The organism is Alphaproteobacteria bacterium (assembly GCA_018063245.1).
GTDB lineage: Bacteria > Pseudomonadota > Alphaproteobacteria > JAGPBS01 > JAGPBS01 > JAGPBS01.
Window position 1 is genome coordinate 1 of the sequence record JAGPBS010000043.1, and the last position, 18,464, is coordinate 18,464.

General features: G+C 39.9%; 18 protein-coding genes and 2 tRNA genes. 8 read left to right on the forward strand and 12 right to left on the reverse strand.

The window, feature by feature from the left end; all coding sequences use genetic code 11:
• From KBF71_06790 to KBF71_06800, 3 genes are all read left to right on the forward strand, one after another.
• A partial coding sequence (locus tag KBF71_06790; protein MBP9878020.1) for an acyl-CoA dehydrogenase C-terminal domain-containing protein occupies positions 1-756 on the forward strand: 756 nt, incomplete at its 5' end.
• A gap of 22 nt (positions 757-778) precedes the next feature.
• Complete coding sequence (locus tag KBF71_06795; protein ID MBP9878021.1) at positions 779-982, forward strand: twin transmembrane helix small protein; 204 nt, start codon at positions 779-781, stop codon at positions 980-982.
• A gap of 12 nt (positions 983-994) precedes the next feature.
• Positions 995-1,573, forward strand: a complete 579-nt coding sequence (locus KBF71_06800; protein MBP9878022.1) for a cob(I)yrinic acid a,c-diamide adenosyltransferase — start codon at positions 995-997, stop codon at positions 1,571-1,573.
• On the opposite strand, the gene KBF71_06805 is transcribed toward KBF71_06800, so the two are convergent.
• Entirely contained in the window at positions 1,570-2,739 is a 1,170-nt protein-coding gene (locus tag KBF71_06805) for a glycosyltransferase family 1 protein (GenBank protein ID MBP9878023.1), read from the reverse strand. The genes KBF71_06800 and KBF71_06805 overlap by 4 nt on opposite strands.
• Before the next feature lie 66 nt (positions 2,740-2,805).
• Positions 2,806-3,387 (reverse strand): ankyrin repeat domain-containing protein, encoded by a 582-nt coding sequence (locus KBF71_06810; protein ID MBP9878024.1) that lies wholly within the window; start codon positions 3,385-3,387, stop codon positions 2,806-2,808.
• 94 nt (positions 3,388-3,481) lie between these two features.
• Between KBF71_06810 and KBF71_06815 the strand changes: the two genes are divergently transcribed.
• From KBF71_06815 to KBF71_06825, 3 genes are all read left to right on the forward strand, one after another.
• A complete protein-coding gene (locus tag KBF71_06815; GenBank protein ID MBP9878025.1) occupies positions 3,482-4,750 on the forward strand; it encodes a hypothetical protein in 1,269 nt (422 codons plus the stop codon).
• 22 nt (positions 4,751-4,772) lie between these two features.
• Entirely contained in the window at positions 4,773-5,444 is a 672-nt protein-coding gene (locus tag KBF71_06820) for a M48 family metallopeptidase (GenBank protein ID MBP9878026.1), read from the forward strand.
• Between the two features lie 170 nt (positions 5,445-5,614).
• Positions 5,615-7,312, forward strand: coding sequence for a PAS domain S-box protein (locus tag KBF71_06825; GenBank protein ID MBP9878027.1), 1,698 nt, complete (start codon positions 5,615-5,617; stop codon positions 7,310-7,312).
• 352 nt (positions 7,313-7,664) lie between these two features.
• On the opposite strand, the gene KBF71_06830 is transcribed toward KBF71_06825, so the two are convergent.
• The 4 genes from KBF71_06830 to KBF71_06845 all read right to left on the reverse strand — a co-directional run bounded on the left by KBF71_06830 (position 7,665) and on the right by KBF71_06845 (position 11,671).
• Entirely contained in the window at positions 7,665-8,618 is a 954-nt protein-coding gene (locus KBF71_06830; protein MBP9878028.1) for a septal ring lytic transglycosylase RlpA family protein, read from the reverse strand.
• A gap of 99 nt (positions 8,619-8,717) precedes the next feature.
• A complete protein-coding gene (locus tag KBF71_06835; GenBank protein MBP9878029.1) occupies positions 8,718-9,704 on the reverse strand; it encodes a lytic murein transglycosylase in 987 nt (328 codons plus the stop codon).
• Positions 9,705-9,897: 193 nt separating this feature from the next.
• Positions 9,898-10,752, reverse strand: coding sequence for a hypothetical protein (locus tag KBF71_06840; GenBank protein ID MBP9878030.1), 855 nt, complete (start codon positions 10,750-10,752; stop codon positions 9,898-9,900).
• A 19-nt stretch (positions 10,753-10,771) separates the two neighbouring features.
• On the reverse strand, positions 10,772-11,671 hold the full coding sequence (locus KBF71_06845; protein MBP9878031.1) for a hypothetical protein: 900 nt from the start codon (positions 11,669-11,671) through the stop codon (positions 10,772-10,774).
• A gap of 447 nt (positions 11,672-12,118) precedes the next feature.
• On the opposite strand from KBF71_06845, the gene KBF71_06850 reads away from it, so the two are divergent.
• On the forward strand, positions 12,119-12,994 hold the full coding sequence (locus KBF71_06850) for an EamA family transporter (protein ID MBP9878032.1): 876 nt from the start codon (positions 12,119-12,121) through the stop codon (positions 12,992-12,994).
• A 201-nt stretch (positions 12,995-13,195) separates the two neighbouring features.
• Here the strand turns inward: KBF71_06850 and KBF71_06855 are convergent, their stop codons facing one another.
• From KBF71_06855 to KBF71_06880, 6 genes are all read right to left on the reverse strand, one after another.
• The gene (locus KBF71_06855; protein ID MBP9878033.1) at positions 13,196-13,399 is read right to left on the reverse strand and encodes a helix-turn-helix transcriptional regulator; all 204 of its coding nucleotides are present in this window, start codon (positions 13,397-13,399) and stop codon (positions 13,196-13,198) included.
• Positions 13,400-13,407: 8 nt separating this feature from the next.
• The gene (locus KBF71_06860) at positions 13,408-13,974 is read right to left on the reverse strand and encodes a DUF2975 domain-containing protein (protein MBP9878034.1); all 567 of its coding nucleotides are present in this window, start codon (positions 13,972-13,974) and stop codon (positions 13,408-13,410) included.
• Positions 13,975-14,226: 252 nt separating this feature from the next.
• Positions 14,227-14,303 (reverse strand) — tRNA-Met (locus KBF71_06865).
• Between the two features lie 92 nt (positions 14,304-14,395).
• Positions 14,396-15,400 carry a dipeptide epimerase gene (locus tag KBF71_06870; protein MBP9878035.1) on the reverse strand — a complete coding sequence of 335 codons (1,005 nt, stop codon included), beginning with the start codon at positions 15,398-15,400 and terminating at the stop codon, positions 14,396-14,398.
• Between the two features lie 149 nt (positions 15,401-15,549).
• Complete coding sequence (cydB, locus tag KBF71_06875) at positions 15,550-16,584, reverse strand: cytochrome d ubiquinol oxidase subunit II (GenBank protein MBP9878036.1); 1,035 nt, start codon at positions 16,582-16,584, stop codon at positions 15,550-15,552.
• 25 nt (positions 16,585-16,609) lie between these two features.
• Positions 16,610-17,980 carry a cytochrome ubiquinol oxidase subunit I gene (locus KBF71_06880; protein MBP9878037.1) on the reverse strand — a complete coding sequence of 457 codons (1,371 nt, stop codon included), beginning with the start codon at positions 17,978-17,980 and terminating at the stop codon, positions 16,610-16,612.
• Positions 17,981-18,193: 213 nt separating this feature from the next.
• On the opposite strand from KBF71_06880, the gene KBF71_06885 reads away from it, so the two are divergent.
• Positions 18,194-18,269 (forward strand) — tRNA-Phe (locus KBF71_06885).
• Positions 18,270-18,464: the final 195 nt, after the last annotated feature.

The window sequence follows — 18,464 nt, forward strand, 5'->3', positions numbered from 1 at the left end:
GATCATATTGATGTACGCCGGATGCTTGCTGAGATGAAAACAATGATCGATGCAAGCCGTGGTATTCTATATTTGGCAGGTCACTATATGGATAAGAGCTTCCATGCACCAGATGAAGCAGAGCGACAAAAAGCTGATGCTTATGTGCAGTTTTTAACGCCTATTGTGAAGGTGGTTGGAACAGAAACAGGCTCTCGCGTGTCTGATCTTGGTATTCAAATTCATGGTGGTATGGGTGTGATTCAAGAAACTGGTGCAGCGCAGTATCTTCTGGATGTCCGCGTGACTGAGATATATGAAGGCACAAGTGGCATTCAAGCTGCTGACTTTGCTTTTAGAAAGACGGCACGTGATAAAGGAGCCGTTGCTTACTCTTTTATTGATGATATGTCGAATTTTGCGTATCAACTTAAAGCAGAGCCTCAGCTTTCTGAGGCCTCACAAAGGTTTGAAAGAGGAATTTCTATTTTGAAGAAGGCTGTTGGTCATGTTTGTTCATCAGCTGCAGAGAATGTTGATATTGCATCAGCCATGGCAATGCCATATTTAAAATTATGGGGTGTTTCACTTGGCTCTTATATACATTTAAAGCAAGCTTTGGCTGCTAAAGATGACTCAAATAATATGTTTCAAGCAGAAACGCTTTCTTTTGCAGCTTATTATGGGGATCGGTTTTTATCAGAGGCTGATACTTATTTTATTCAAATGGAAGAGGCTTCCAAAAGTCTTGCCAACATCCCTGTAGATTTTTTTTGATAATGAATGATAGAGTGAAAATATGAATAGTGTTGTCGCGATAGTCTTAGTCTTTGCCCTTGTTGCCGTTTTTGCTACTCTTGTGCTCGGCCTTATTAATATGTTACGAGGGGATTCAAAAGAACAATCAGCTCGAAGCAATCAGTTGATGAGATGGAGAGTTGTCCTTCAAGGGGTTGCAATTGCTCTTTTTTTGTTACTGATGTTTCTTTCTAATAAACACTAAGGGTGAACGGCCATGGTGACTTTAAGTAAGATCTACACAAGGGGTGGTGATCAAGGGAAAACTTCCTTAGGTTCTGGAGAGCGTGTTTTTAAATCGGATCTGCGCGTTGGGACTTATGGGGCTGTTGATGAAGCAAATGCAGCTTTAGGTTTGGCTTTGCTCTATTGTGAAGATGGTGATATGAATGGTCATCTGATCACAATTCAAAATCAACTATTTGATGTAGGCGCAGAACTATGTATGGATCCTCAAAAAAATGCAGCCAAGCATCATATCAGTGCCTTTGATGAGTCTGACATTCAGAAAATTGAATCTTTAATTGACTTTTATAATCAAGATTTACCGCCTTTAAAATCTTTTGTGCTGCCCGGAGGAACATTTTTTGCCGCTCATCTACATGTGGCCAGAACATTAGTGCGTAAGGCAGAGCGAGAGCTTGTTGCTCTGTGCTTAGCAGAGAATTGCCAGCATGACTTTATCTTACAGTATCTGAATCGATTGTCAGATCTTCTTTTTGTGTTGAGCCGCTATGAAAATTGTCAGCATGAGGCGGAGATGCTTTGGGTGCCTAAATTGAAACGGTCTTTTTAATGCTGCTTTTCATTCGACTTTCTTTTTTTCGTTTCTTCATAGAAATTAATAATTTTTGAGACTTCATGCTCTAAAGCGAATTTATCGACAAAAATTTTATGAGAAGCTTTTGCTTTTGTTATGGCTTCATCTGGGTGAGCAAGTGCCCACTTGACATGAGCATCGATCTGTTTGAACATGTCATCGGCATCAGCATTTTCATCAATATATAAGACAGTATCTCCAAAATGTTCTCTGAGGAAGGGATGATTATCTGAGATCATTAAAGCAGAAGCTGCGGCTGCTTCAAAGATCCGAGCTGTTGGTGTGCCGCTTTTCAAATGATCTTGACCATGTAGCAAAAGAGCAATACCAGCGTTTTTGATGGCTGAAACAAGTGCATCATTCTCAAAAGGGAGGGCGCCTTTATAGGATTTAAAATTTTTATCGCCCCATGTTCGTTCAGGGCCATAAAGAATAAAATAATCCTGTTTGTCTAAGGCGGAATATAAATCAAGGTATCGATCACTGAAACGGGTTGTGTCCTTTAATGAACTTCCCCAATAGCAGAGCTTGTTTTTTGGATTGGAACTGAAATCAGTCTTTTGGACTGAGAAATAGGCTTTTATTGACTGGAAAGATTTATGATTCTGCTCAAAATAATGTTCAATTGGTCCTAAAGTGTTGAACATGGTAATAAATCCATCATAATTTAAAAAATGACCATATTCTTTTGCATTGAATTGATTATTTTCGTCAACATATTGGCTGATAAAAGAATGGATGAATAGAAAATTGATGTAGTCTTTTGATGGTTTAATGCTTGATCGGATCGCAAGAATAAAGTCAGGATCGATCATTTTCACAGCCTCTTTGTGCTTATCAGCGCTATCAATAATGACATATTCACCACCCATGCTTTCAATGGTTTTGCCGATTCGGTAGAGTGCGTAAAATTCAGGCCAGTAATAAGGCCTGTTTGTGAGAAGAACCCTATAGCCATTGAGTGGTTTTTTCAATGTTGCATTATAAGGTGTTTCTTTGATTTGAGAAAGGAGAGAGGGAGTGAACCTTAATTGCTCCTCATTTTGTGATGTTAAAAACTGAATAGCCTTATATCCTTGCCAGTAAGGGAGAAAAATAAAAAAACATGTGGTCCCTATGATCAAAATGAGAGCGATGGTCATTTTATATTTTCCAAGACAGTTTAGAGCCTTTAAGCATGTGTGGAGCATATTCATCCTGCAATATGGTTATTCTGCAAGGGCAGGTGCTTTTGATAAGTTACTTAGATACTGAGCGATGCCTGGGTAATTGTTTTCAGTTGCGAGCATTGCTGCTGTTTTTCCAGCATAATCCGTTCTGTCAGGTACTGCCCCGTTTTCAATTAAGAGTTTAACGTTTGCCAAAAGCCCTTTTTCTGCAGCAAGCATGAGTGGCGTCAGACCGTCTTTATTGGGTAGATTGATTTTTGGCTTAAAGGCAAGAAGCGCGATAAGTGCATTTGTGTTTTTATGAGAAGCAACTAGAGAAAGAGCTGTATTTCCATCTCTATCCCTTGCACTTAAACTGGCTCTGTTTTCAAGGAGTACCTGAATGAGCTCAGCATTGCCAATAGAAGCTGCAACAAGAAGGGCTGGTTGGCCAGAGGAAGATTTCATATTTGGCGAAGTGCCTCTGAGTAAGCTTGTTTTAACCGCTTTGATGTTTTGATTCCGAATCTCTTGAATAAAGATATTATCTTCCAGCAGAGAGACTTCAGCTTTTGCAGGAATGCAAAAACATGTCATAAAAAAAGAGATGAGTGTAAAGAAAAATTTAAGAGTGCGGATCATATAGTAACATAGCCTTTGAAATGAAAACTTGAATTGCGAACCGAATCACTTTAAGTAAGAAGATTGACAGTTCATAGTTAGGTAAAAATATCATATGAATATCCAAGCACAACTTCAACTAAAAAGAACAGATTTTTTTTCGGCCGATGTGAGGGCAAGAGTGAATAGGCTCCTGCCAGAGCTTATCTTTTTGTTTGGCTCAATTGTCTTGTCGTTTTTGTTTAGTCATTTTGAAGCACAACTCTTTTTGTATCAAGCGCCTAGTGTTTATTCAGATTTTTCATATCTTTTTTTTACAGGGGTTTTAGCGGTTGGTTCTTTAATTTGGGGCAGAATTCTTGATTTGTATGATGATGTTTTCACGTTGGGTGCCTCGTTTCCCTGTTTGTTTACGGGGCTGATGGTTCTCTTCTTGGAGTTATCTATCCATGTGTACCTGTTTGGTATGTTTTTAATTATTCTGAGCATTTCCAGTTTCTTGCCTTTTTATATAAGGCGTTTGGCCTTTTTTTATCCAAAAGATGCTTTTTTGTCGCTTTTCGCAAAGAAGCTGGCTCTCTTATCAATCGTTGTCTATATAACGATTTTTGTGGCTAAAGCTGATCTTTTCATGGAATATTACCATCCAACATTTCTTGCTTTTGCAAGTGTAACGGTGCTTTTGTTTTTATTTATGAGCTTGTATTTAAAAGATAATATCAATAAGGTGTATTTTGAACCACATACAAATTTTGTTGTGCCGATGAAAGAGGTCATTGATATACACAAATCATTTTTTCCTTTGATTAAATCTATTTTGAGTAATCCAATGATTTTCAGTTATATGTTTATGATGTCTTTCCCGCTCAGTGGCATTTTATGTTTTTTTATGATCAGTCCATATATTCTTTCAGAAAATAAATATATTTATGAAGAGTATATTTTGGTTTCAGGTTTTATTTGCTTCTTTTTTTCTGTGAGTAGTATGATTACATCATACTGTCATCAGAAATTTTCTCCGGATGTTTTGATTCGTGCTGGGAATTTGTTGATTGTTTTGGCCTCTTTTTTGTTTATCAATATTATGGCCAAATCATATTTTAGCCATTTTGCTTTTGCTTTCCCTTTGTTAATTTGGGCTTATAGTATGGGTATGTCTTATGCGACTTCTTTGACTGTTGCGATCAGTTATGCTCAAAGATCTACAGGTCTTTTGATTGGCCTTACAACTGTTGCTCAGTTTTTGATTACCATCTTTTATTATAGTTTTGTCATTGTCTTTCATCAGGATTATCGTTTTACCTTGGCTGCGACATTGATTTTAATTGCTATGCATGGAAGTTGGATATATTATTCAATGGTTGTTAGTCGTTTAAAACCTTAATTTATTTCAATCATTTTATCCCATGACCTATTTGCTGAAAATTAAAACACATCCTAGATCTCGCAAAATCACTTTGAGAGTGCAACATCACAATCAATCAATTGTTTTAACAAAGCCCTTTTATGTGTCTGAAAAAAAAGCAAAAGAATTTTTAGCATCGCACCAGCCTTGGGTCGATCAAATCATTGCTCAAGAAAGAGATAAGCAAGGTCTAAAGACTGAAGGTTCTTTGACCGAAATTCCGATTTTTGGTCAGATGTATCAAATTATTCATGATTCTGGCCGTCATCAGACAAAAATGATTGAAAATTGTATTTACGTCTATGGCATGGCTGAGGCAATTCCATCAAAGTTAAAGGTGTTTTTAAAGTCTCAGATTCGTGTGAAGGTACAAGAGCTTGTGGATCAAAAGGTGAAACAAATTGATCGCGCGTATAAGGAAATTCAATTTAAAGATACAAAGTCTCGTTGGGGGAGTTGCTCATACGTTGGCAATTTGAATTTCTCTTGGCGGCTTGTTTTTATGCCAGATGAAGTGATTGACTATATTGTTGCTCATGAAGTTGCACATCTGAAGTATTTCCATCATCAAAAAGATTTTTGGGATCTTGTTGATGAACTCACAAGCCATGCCTCTTATGCAAAATCATGGCTGAAGAAGAATGCAAGCACTGTTTTTCAGTATTTAAAATAGCTCTCAGGGCACAAAGAGCATAAATTAATAAAATGAAAAGACTTTACCTCTTATACTAACATATGAGATGCTTATGAATAAGCCTGCATTGTGGGTTTTTCTGTCAGTAACGTTCACTCTATGTTCCTCTTGTTCTGAGGGGCATTCTTTAGCAGAAGGGATATTGGTTGATGAGGTTAGATACAAAGATCATCGCTATTTTGCTATTGCTGATCGTATTGGATACTCTTTTAGGGGGCGCATTTTATTTTTTTCGCGCGCAAATAAAGATAGATCATGAATTGAAAATTCACTCTACAGTGATTTTGGTTTTGATCGTGGGCGTGAATATTGGTCTTATTTATTACTTAACCAAAGAAATCATTATTGGTCCGATACAAAAATTAATTGAAGCAACAAATAGAATGGCATCGAATGGATCAGTGGATTTCATTGATATCACAACGAATGATGAGTTTGATCAATTAGCACGTTCACTTGAATCATCATCAGTTGCTATACATGCTTACTATCAAAAAATTCAATCATCTCAACAAGCATTGCATTATAGTGAGGAAAGATTCCACGATGTGACAGATGCTGCAGGTGAATATATATGGGAAATAACGCCGGAAGGTTTGTTTCGTTTCTTAACGTCGCGTGCAGAAGATACCTATGGGCGTAAGATTGACTTTTTATTAGGTAAATCCATTTATGAATTTATACAAGCAGAAGGGCGTGACAATTTAAAGAAAATATTACGAGAATCTTCACAAGGGAAAAGATCTTTTAAGGATATTGAGGTTCCAACGGTTCATCGAAATGGCCTCGTTATATGGCAAAAAATTTCGGGATTGCCTGTTTTAAATGAGCAGGGTGATGTTGCATTGTTTCGGGGTGTTGGTCTTGAAATCACAGACTATAAAATGGTTTCTAAAAGATTAGAGGAGAAAGAATGGTCTTTAAATCAACTCAGCTGTCAGTTGAGTGAAAGTGATGCTGAATGCCGGTCTCTTAAAAAACAGGTTGTACAGTTAGGCGATGATTTAAAGACAGCAGAAGAGTCTTTGGAATCAACAAAGTTATCAAAAGCTAATTTCTTGAAAAATGTCAATCACGAGATCAGCACACCTCTTACAAATATCAATGCTATGTTTGAATTAATGAAGAGTACATCTCTTAATAGTGAGCAAAAGAAATATGTTGCGATTGCCAGTGAATCTATTGCGACACTTTTGAATGTGATGAATGATGCCATTGATCATACAAAATTAGAGGCTAAGTTGCTAAAGCTTCAGATTGAAGATTTTAAGCTTGATGAGTTGATTCAAAAAATAGTTACAGCGAAACGGCCAAAAGCCCAAGAGAAAAAATTGAAATTAACTGTGAAAATTGCAGATGATTCTCTCGTATCTCTTTCTGGTGACCCTATACGTATTAAGCAAGTGTTAGATAACTTACTGAGTAATGCGATTAAATTTACGGCTCAAGGGGCAATCGATTTAATTGTGATAGCTGAGGCCAGAGATGATTCTAGTGTTCTTTTGAAATGTATCGTGCGAGATACAGGTGTCGGTATTGATCCTAAATTGGCGCAAAACTTATTTGATCATTTTTCATATCAGAATGGGATCGGCAATGAGACAATGGGCAGTACAGGTTTAGGTCTGTCTATTTCTAAAGAGCTCTGTGAATTGATGGGTGGGCAGATTGGCTATAATCCGGAATATGAAAATGGGAGTGAATTTTGGTTTGAAGTGGTTTGTGAGCAATCAAAGAAGGCATCCCAGGGTAAAGAGAAAAAGTCTAAAGAAATTAGGCTTCCGGCAGAAGAACCAGCCTACGTTGCAACTGAGGATTCAACAGAAGACTACGGACAACGGCTTTAAAAGGCCTCTGTATTTTAACTTTTAATCGTCATATGGCGCCTATGATAATACAAGAAAAAGCGTCATTGCGAGGAAGCCGAAGGCTGACGTGGCAATCTCATGGGTATTGAAAGAGGAGATCGCCACGCCTCACGTTGTTCGGCTCGCGATGACGGATGGTGTAGGCTGATGGACTCTCTGCTGTCTTATCATAAGTCAATTAGACCTCATAACGTCATAACAAACTTATAACTACTTTCATACCTGACAAAAAAGGGGAGCGTGGGGTTACAAGGAAAGTTAAAGTGAATAGTATTGGAACCCGCTTCAGGATCTTTAGATGCGATCATAATTCAGCATGACTCATTGGCAATTACTCTAAGGAAACCAGTTTCGCTTCGCCACCGGCGCTTTCAATGGAGCTTAAAACCATTTGTGCACGGTCCTGGTTTTCAAACGGACCAATCAACACGCGGTGGAAATTCTTTTGATTCACCGTCACTGTTTCAATGTTAACTTTTCCAAAGTCTTTATAGAGCTGCGTTACTTTCTGAGCGTTATCCATCTGTTGGAAAGAGCCCGCATGAATGTAAATGCCGCTTGGGGCCGCGGCCGATACTGAAGAAGTAGTTGTTTGTGAAGTTGAGGCAACTTGACGTGCTACTGGATCAGCACTCGCTGTTTGAATAGGCTGAGATTTGGTTTGGATAGCTTCAGCAGGTTTAACTTGTTCTGCTTCAGCATATTGAATTGGGTTCTCAATAATACCTTTTTTGGCAGATTCTGCGATTTGCATACTTTTATCTTTAACAACCTCAACGCGAACGCGGGCTGTTCCGTTCAAATGAACACCCAAAAGCTGAGCGGATTTTTTAGAGAGATCGATGATACGATCTTTTTTGAAAGGCCCACGATCATTAATACGAACTTCGATTTGTCGTCCATTGTCAAGGTTTGTGACACGTGCAATACAAGGTAACTGAAGCGTCCTGTGAGCAGCGGTTATGTCATGCTGATCAAAGACTTCGCCATTTGCTGTGCGTTTGCCATGAAAGCCAGGGCCATACCAAGAAGCAACACCTTCTTCTTGATAGCTGAAGTCTTCTTTTGGTGTATAGGTCCGTGATTCAATTTTGTAGGGGTTGCCGACTTTGTACATGCCTTCCTGCTGCTTTGGCATAGATGACTTAACAACATGTGAAGCAAGATCAACCTCGGCACAAGCGCCGAGAACAAGGATAATGCTGCAGGCAGTTAAAAGCTTCAAACGTCTAGCGCTACGGGCTTTGATTTTGTCTGAAAGTTTAAACTGAATTGTTTGAGTCACGCTTGCCGTCCTGTTTGTGTTCTTGTTATTATTTTATCGCGTTTTTTATCGTTATAATGACATTATATCACTTTTTTATAGGGTGAATGCAAGAAAAAATCACGGAATGATTTTGTCTGCCAAGAGCCCCGTTCCAAGAGCGAAGAAATAAGACTTGTTCCACTTCATGATGACATGGAAATTAGGGTAAACAAGAAAGGCTCTGCCAGATGTTTGATCTGGAATGATAAGGCAGGCCTCAACGTCAAGAGCAGGAAGAGGGCTGTTATTCATGCCTGTGATTTTGTTATCTCTCCATTCTTTGAGTGGTTTTTTCAAATCGCAATTGCCTTTGCCATAGTCTTTTGCATGGTCAATTCTGACCTCACGTCCCCATTTTTGAGTTTCATCCCAGCCAGATTTTTGAAGATAATTGGCGGCTGAAGCAAAAATATCGGCTTTGGAATTCCAGATGTCAATCTTACCATCTTTGTCATAATCAACGCCAAAGTTCACAAGACTTGATGGCATGAATTGAACTTGCCCCATAGCGCCTGCCCATGATCCTTTGAGTGGCTCAGGGCTGATTTTATTTTCATTGAGAAGATGGAAGATCTTCATCAGCTCTGCTTTAAAGAACTCACGGCGTCTGCCTTCGTACGCAAGGTTTGAGAGGGAAGAAGGGACGTAATAAGTACCCATAATCTCACCACAATGAGATTCCATGCCCCAAAGAGCAAGAAGATATTTGGGCGGAATACTGTAGTCGTGGGCAATTTGATCGATCAGCTTTTTGTTCGCGTGGTAAAATTCACGAGCCTTGGTGATTTTCTTTTCAGTAATGACGCGTTTGGTATAGTCATTAAAAGTGAGTTTGAACTCAGGTTGGTTGCGATCCTTGGCCACAACCTTGTCATCATAGGTTAATTTTGGGAAAACAGCTTGGATCACATCAGGACGGATGCCGTTATCCTTAAGTTCTTTTTTGAAATCAACAAGCCAAGCTCTGTAGGATTCGGCTGAGAGTTCTTCAGCAATGGTGGGTGATGAGAGTGTGCTTGTGAAAAAGATGAAGGAAGTAAAAAGAACTATTTTTTTTATGACCAATTGAGAGCTCCTGAGCTAGAATTATTTTTATAGCCTCATTCTAACAAGTTCCCGCAATTGATCAAGAGGGTTTTTCGCTGCTGCTTATAATGATGTGATATGCTCTCAATTTTGATCTTATCCGGATCTTATTCCGGATAAATCTAACTTTTGAGGAGGTTACTCCGGATAAGTTTAAATAGCAAGCAGGTTTTTAAGACCAAGGTGTTTTCGAGACAGCTTGTTGACATTTGGCTATGGCTGTACAGAATGTCGCAAGAGCTGAAATCATATTATTCAAGGTGTTTGTAAGCTGCTGTAGGGTTGTCATGTAATTTGTGGCTGAAGTATTGATGTCAGCAATAGTAGATTTTGACTCGCCAACGGTAATTGTGTATGTGTCTTGATACAAAAATTGTGGATTTTTTGAGAGTTGACTTATGCCTAATGCTCCAATTGTATTCGCATAACTAAGATAATTAGGCGGTAAAGGTGCATTTGGATCGGAAGGTAATGCAGGAGAGGTTGGTTCTGGAGGTAAAGTGCTGGGATCCCCATAAGTATTTATTTGCCATTGAATGCCTGAAACCCATTGGTAATAATCGCTAACAGTAAGGTTCGATTGAGTAAGAGTCTTCATCCCAGCGAGTAAGTCTTGTGGTCGAATTGTTGCATCAGCGTTATCTATTTGAAAAGAGGAGGCTAAATTAGGACGCTCTGCAAGATAATCTGCCAGGTATGAGGTGGTCCCATCTGCAAGTGTTACGCTTATAGGGAGTGTGACTGACGTTGATTCATCAGCATCTGATCCAGCAGCGGTGACTGCAGAATTGATCGCAGCTTCCCAGGCTTGATCCATATATTGCTGATGTTGAATAGTGCTGATGAGATTGCCAAAAGGACCTGAGCAAGCATCATTGATGACTTTTGAGACTGAGACGGTAATCATGGTGACTAACCACAGTTCGGTCAAGCCAGCAAAATTTGCTCCGGTGAGAGCAACATCTCCTGTCGGAGCTGCTGGACTGAGTTGTGCTGGTGGTTGGTTTGATACGCCGTTAACTGACATGGTAACCTCCGGTGTAAGTTTATGATGATCCTGATCCTGGTGCGCTCAGAACGGCTTGTTGGCATTTTGCCATGGCAGCACAGAATGTCGCCAAAGCTGAAATGAGATTATTCAAAGTATTGATTAGCTGCTGCACAGCTGTCATGAAATTTGTTCCTGAGGCGCTGATAGCAGTAGAAAGACTTTTGGCTTTGTCAGCTGTGGTTTGAGAACCTTTTGGAAATAAAAAGTTTTGATTGGTTGTAATGTTCTGACTTGTGAAGAAGGCTGCAAGCTTATTTGCATAATCAACATAAATTTGAGGAAGAGGTGCATTGCTTGGGTATTTAGACATGCTAGGTAGTGGTGGCGCAGGTTTAGGGAGCTGACTTATATCACCATACTGTGATATCAAATTTGTAATGTACGTTAAATTATTTATATAATCACTTGAGCCAATAGTGTTTCCCGATAATGTGCTAACTGCGTTTTCAGCAAATTCTACCTGGGTGCCATAAAGAGTCGATGCTAAATCAGGTCTTTCAGCAAGATATTCTTGTAATGTTGATGTAGTACCATCTGCAAGTGTCACACTTGATGGTAGAGTTACCGTGATAGAACTATCATCTGGTGTGCTGTCCCCTGAAGCAGAAGCACTTGAATTCGCAGCGTCAGTAGCCGAATTGACTGCAGCATTGATCGCAGCTTCCCAGGCTTGATCCAAATATTGCTGATGTTGGTTGTTATTTATGAGCTGTTGGAAAGGGCCTGAGCATGCCGTATTTATGACTTTTGAGACAGCAACGGTAATCATGGTAATTATCTTGAGTTCTCCCATACCAGAAAGATTTCCTAAAGTCATAGCAGTATTTTCTGTTTGAGAAGCCGAGCTAAGAGGGGATAAGAGGGGTGGTTGGTTTGATACGTTATCGACTGCCATGGTAACCTCCGATGTAAAGATTGATCTACAAACAAATTATACCATAATTCTTAATATTTCAGAAAAAATAGCAGTTGAAGGTTATTTTTTCTGAAGAGGATTTAAATGGTGCTCTTGTTTATGGTGTCAATTAGTGTCGTCACTTCTATGTAAAGGTTTCATCTGTTGATGATGGGTGGTTCATTCGTCATCCTGAGGCCCGCGAGACGGGCCGCGAGGATCCAGTCCTGAGTGATCAACGAAAGACGCTGGTTGAAAGATTTCTGGATGGTCGCGTCGCGACAAGTCGCTTCTCACCATGACGAGCGTGTACACCGTCCATATATGACGATTCATCAAATTTAAATGTCATGCAAATGGTCATTGAGATTTTTTAAAAATGCTATATAATACCTGCATATATTTTATATGTGTTTCTTTAGTATACATATGGCCTAGGAGTTAAAAATGTCTGTCAGGGACTTGCTAATATCACTATTAATCATGGGCATTTGGGGATTGAACTTCCCAATTGCGAAGATGGCTATTGGCGAAATACCTCCCTTGTTTTTGATGGCTCTTCGTTTTGCCCTTGTTGCAATTATTTTAGTGCCCTTTGTTCATTTGCCAAAAGGGAAATTAAAGGGAATCTTCTTGATTTCAATTACCTTTGCAACCGTTCACTTTGCCTGTCTCTTTACAGGGCTCAAAGAAGTTGATAGTTCGACAGCTTCAGTGATTTTGCAATTTCAGGTTCCAATTTCAGCGATTTTAGCAGCTGTGATTTTTAAAGATCGCATGCATTGGCCGCGATATATCGGTGTTATTTTGGGCATCGGAGGTATTGCGATTATTGCCAAAGAACCAAGATTCGCAGGGAACTTTTTCTCTGTAGGTCTTATTCTTATTTCTGCTTGTTTTTGGGCGATTTCAAATGTGCAGTTAAAGTCAATGAAAGATCTGCCGATTCTGTCTTTAAATGGATGGGTAGCTCTTTTCTCTGTGCCTCAATTGTTGATTTTAAGCTATTTCTTAGAACAAAATCAGTTAGAGTCCTTACAAAGCGCAAGCCTAAAAGGATATTTTGCGATTTTCTATATGGCAATTGTTTCAACGATTCTTGCCTATAGCCTTTGGTATCAAATTTTAAGGAAGTACGATATTAGCCGGACGATCCCATTTACATTGCTCATCCCCATCTACGGTGTTGTCTTTAGTGTCTTCTTGCTCAATGAAAAGCCAACTTCACAAATGCTTCTAGGCTCTCTCGTCACAATGGGCGGCGTTGCGATTATTCTGGCGCGTCGACCGAAACTACTAGTCAAAACACCGCCCCAAAGTTAAATTGAGTACAGTTCAAAACTACTTGTCACTCAGAGGGCTCTCCAAGAGAGCCCGTGGAGTCTCTGGGATTTATCAAAAGGAATTGCGTTAAGTTTTTGGATTGATGAGATTCCATTCTCCTACGCTAAAGCTTCCGCGGAACAGGCGCCACCTCTTGAGGAGGTGGCTCTGAATGACGGTATTAGATGAGGATTTCTGTAGTTACTCTTTAAACTCGAGAATATCACCCGGTTGGCACTCAAGGTGCTTGCAAATAGTCTCGAGCGTTGAAAAGCGGATTGCCTTGGCTTTGCCTGTTTTGAGAACGGAGAGGTTCTGAACAGTGATACCAATGAGATCAGCCAAGTCTTGCAATTTCATTTTCCGTTTTGCGAGCATCACATCAAGATTTACAATGATTCCCATAATCTCTCCTATACAACTAAGCGTTGGTCTTCTTCAAGTTTACTTGCTTCAAGCATCACCCAAGAGATGATAATAATCATGATTCCGCAGAAAAGTGTTTCAAGGTTTGTTGTGCTAAAGCCAATTGAAATGAGGCGCTCACCAGGTGGGTTATGGATGGTAACGGACAGAACTGAGAGTGCGCCACTGATTGGTGTTGAGATGAATGCATCGATAAAAAATAAGCTTCCTAGATACTTGTAGAGTTTTGCATTCGCTATTGTGAAAACATGTCCAGAACGATAATTCACAAAAATTGATCTTAAAAGAATCAGTCCTATATAGAATGGGATATTTCCGGCGACATAGCTCATGAATAGAATTGATTTTGCAAGTGGCGTCCATGTCATGCTTGTAAGATGGTAATCACCTAAAGCAGTATGGACAACTGATGGTTGCATCGAATTGTTTAAAAGAGCTTGTGTGAACGGTGCATCAATAAAGTAGCTCCCTAGAACCCAAAAGAGTGGAAACCAAATCAGAAGTGCCGTTAAGATAAAGATGATATATGAACTTATTTTTTGAATTTTTGACATTTTTTCCTCGTGTTTTGTCTGTAGGGTCACTTTATCAAGAAGAAAATCGTGAGTCAATCATTTTTTATTGTTTATCAATAATTTTTTATTGAGAGGCGGGGTTCGGGTCATCCTGAACTTGTTTCAGGATCTATTTGTAATGATAAAGAGATGCTGAAATAAATTCAGCATGACAGGCTAGTATAAGTTGATAACACCCACAAGCAATAAAGCTCTGTGCGTTTTATGTGAATCTGATTTGTAGGAGAAAATTGGGTGCGGGGGCAGGATTTGAACCTACGACCTTCAGGTTATGAGCCTGACGAGCTACCGGGCTGCTCCACCCCGCGACACAAGATGATTTTTATGGGAAGAGCGGCAATCCTAAGCGGGCTCAACATCATCTAAGATAAAGGTATCATATAAGCAGCACTGAACTCTGTCAATGGTCTTTTATCATTTTGTTTAAAAAAAGTGAACCATTTTCATAAACCACGTAATCGTACGGATCATTTTGTAGAAAAGCGGCTCCATCTAAATCAGCATAATCAGCCTGTTGTGCTAAAAAATAGGCAGGCAGAATCGATAGGCTTGATGACACCATGCATCCGACCATAATCTTTTTATTATGCTTTTTAAGGTAATCATAGACCGAGAAAGCTTCAGTGAGGCCACCTGTTTTATCCAATTTAATGTTGAAGACATCGTAATAGGGCAGAACAGAGTCAAGGCGTGATGTATCATGACAGGATTCATCAGCGAGCAGAGAAATGCCCCCTTTGTAATCTTTTAGATGCTCGTCTTGCCCTGCAGGTAAGGGCTGTTCAATCATTTCGATTTTCAGATTCTTTTCAGTCACAAAATCAACAACTTCATTCAAAAAAGCAATATCCCAAGCCTCATTGGCATCAAGGAGAAGGGGAGTGCTTGGTACTTTTTCAGCAATCGCCATGATTGTATCAAAGACGCCTTCTCTTTCTAATTTAATTTTAAAGAGTGTTGCCCCTTTGTGTTTGAGCGCTTCTTTTGCCATGCGTTCGGGTGTGTCGATGGTAATTGTTGCGCAGATCGGAATGGCTTTTGGAGCTGTAATCCCAAGATATGAAGATACAGATTGTTTTTCAAGGAATGCATCCCTTTGCCATAAGACGAAATCAAGGGCATTTCTGAGTGACGACGGTGGAAGCAGTTTTAAGAGATCAACTCGAGAAAGAGAATCCGTTAATCCTTTTTTTTGAAGGCTTGTGAAAAGATCCATCATGGAATTTTGGCTCTCTCCGTAACGCGGGTAAGGAAGGCCCTCTCCTTTAAAGAGTCTGGTGATGGTAGGCGTAAGGTTGATAGAAAGGCTTATCTCGATAACATCGGCTGAAAGTTTGCTGCCGCGTGAAATGGTAAAAGCAGATTTAAGGGGATATGATTTACAAGCAATTGAAAAGGGAGTCATTTGAAGTCCTTAGGATGGTGTAACAGAAAGCATGACAAGATACCGTAAGGCATAACAAACGGAAGTGACAATGATGAATGAGAGGCAATAAATGCCAATAAACCATAGAATGCGAGATCGTTTTTGTTTTATATCTGTCATTGTATTGTCTAATAATGATGCATGTCATCAGTGGTTTTGCCCCAGAAGACCTTATAGACAAACCCTGTATAAAGTAAGATAACAGGTAGAATGAGTACAACGCCAATCAAGATAAAGAATTGACTATTAGGCGCAGCCGCTGCTTGCCAAATGGTAATTTGGTAAGGCACAAGATAGGGCCAGAAGCTAATGCCAAGTCCAAAGAAGGAGAGGATAAAGATTGCTGATGTGTAAAGGTAAGGAGCATAGTCTTTCCCTTTTCCAATCATCGAGTTTCCAAGAGAGATCCAGCAACGACAGATACAGTAAAATGTAATGATCGGAACAGGGAGTAGCATTACAAAATGATTTGCCTCAAACCAGCGTCTGTAAATTTCAGGTTCTTGTATCGGTGTGAGAATGCTCACGCCTCCAATAAAAATACTCACAACAAAGAGCAGCAATCGTCCCATTGAGCCTGCCCATTTTTGGAGGGGGCCTTCCGTTTTTTTCACAAGCCAGCAAGATCCAAGCAGGGCATAACCGCAAATGAGGGTCATGCCGCAGAAAAGCGTAAAAGGACTTAGCCAGTCGAAATGATCTCCAGCATATTGAAAGGTTGCATAATGATCGCCTGAGATTTTCACGCCTTCAATAAAAGCCCCAAGCACAACCCCTTGTGAAAAGGTGGCAACAATGGATCCAATTGAGAAAGACAGATTCCATATGTACTTGTGTTTTGTGGCTTTTGCGTGGAATTCAAAGGCAACGCCTCTGAAGACAAGAGCTAAAAGCATGATCATAATGGGCATATAAAAAGCAGGCAATAAAACAGAATAGGCAACAGGAAAGGCAGCGAGAAGCCCTCCGCCGCCAAGGACAAGCCATGTTTCATTTCCATCCCATATAGGCGCAATTGTATTGATCATGCGTCTGCGGTCTGCTTCGCTTGGTGCAAAGAGAAAAAGAATGCCAATACCCAAATCAAATCCATCGAGAAGGACATAGAAAGTAACAGCCGTTGCGATGATCAGCGCAAGGATTAAAGGTAAGTGTGGGGCAATTGTGTCAAACATGGTCAGGTTCCTTTTATCCTTTGATAATATGGCCAAAAGATGTTTTGGGATATTGGAATTGCGTATCTTCCATTAAATCAGGTCCTTTGCCAATTGTTTTGAACATGTAGATCAAAAAGGCAATAAACAGGGCTGTATAGACAATGATGAAGAGAGATAAAGAAATCAAGACTTTTTCACCTGAGACAGGTGAGATGCTGTCAGCTGTTCTAACAAGTCCGTAAACAACATAGGGTTGACGCCCCATTTCAGTAACACACCATCCTGCAATTGTTGCAACAAAGCCAAGGGGTGAAACACAGACGAGCAAGAAATGGTAGAATTTATTTTCAAAGAGGCGACCTCTGATCCTAAGCCATGTGCCCCAGAGAGCCATGACTAAAAAGATAACCCCAATGCCCACCATAATGCGGAAGCTGAAAAAAACAGGAGCCACAGGTGGCCAGTCTTTTTGAGGGATCATATTGAGTCCTTCAACTTCGCCATCAAGTTCATGAGTGAGTAAGAGGCTGGCGCCTTTCTCGATTGAGATTTTATAATCAGTTTTTTTGTTCTGTTGATCTGGGATGCCAAATAAAACAAGGTCTGCTCCCATTTCTGTTTCCCATATGGCTTCGATCGCTGCAATTTTCATGGGTTGATGTTCTTTTGTATTCAGGCCATGAGCATCACCAAGAAAGATCTGTACAGGAACGGCGATCAGCACAACCCATAAGATCATAGAGAGGCTGTTGCGAGAAAAACGAGGATGTATATTTTTCAAAAGATAAAAGCCAGCAATGCCAGCCATCACAAATGAGGCTGTGATAATAGAGGCTAGAATCATATGAAAATAACGATATGAGAAAGAAGGGTTGAAAATGATTTGCAGCCAATTTTCAGCAAAGAAAATACCATTTTCATCAATTGTGTGACCTTGAGGGGTTTGCATCCAGCTGTTTGCAGAGAGAATCCAGAAAGCAGAAATGAGCGTGCCAACAGATACCATGAGCGTTGCAAAGAAGTGAAGCTTAGGGCCAACCTTGTTCCAGCCAAAAAGCATAATGCCTAAAAAACCAGCTTCTAAGAAGAAAGCGGATAGAACTTCAAAACTCAGGAGAGGGCCAATCACATTCCCTGTTTTGACAATAAAAGATGAGAAATTTGTTCCGAACTGATAGGCCATAACAACGCCGCTGACAACGCCAATCCCAAAGGCGAGGGCAAAAACCTGAATCCAGAATTTATATTGTTGCAGATAGACAAGGCTTTGTGTACGCAGCCATTTCCATTCCATATAGACAAGATAGAGCGACAGCCCAATCGTGAGGGTCGGGAAAAAGATATGAAAGCCAATTGTAAAAGCGAATTGTATGCGTGAGAGAATTACTGGATCGAGTAACATTGCAAGACCACCCTTTCGGATAAAAAATATATCATGGTTTCACGCAATCAAACAACCTTAAATCACTTATCTTCATATCTATCTGATAATAAATGGAATATTTTTGAAATGTGAAAAAAAACGACAAAAATGAATATTTTGACTAGACAGAGAGGGATTTTTGCCTTATAAAATGACAAGACAAGTTACATTGATTCTTATATCTGTAGCGAAGCCCAGGTAGCTCAGTCGGTAGAGCAAGGGACTGAAAATCCCTGTGTCGGCGGTTCGATTCCGTTCCTGGGCACCATTTCATTCAAAAATCCATCGCTCCCCTTTTTGTTATTCCGGCTCTTTCTTGTCATTCCTGTGTCCTTTTTTTGTCATTCCTGCCTTCGTGTACAGACCGGAGACATAGGTAACGAATGTGCGGGGACATAGGTAACGAAAATTGATAAACTTTACGGCAAAAATGGGAGATCTAAAATGCCGTGGTTAGCAAAAG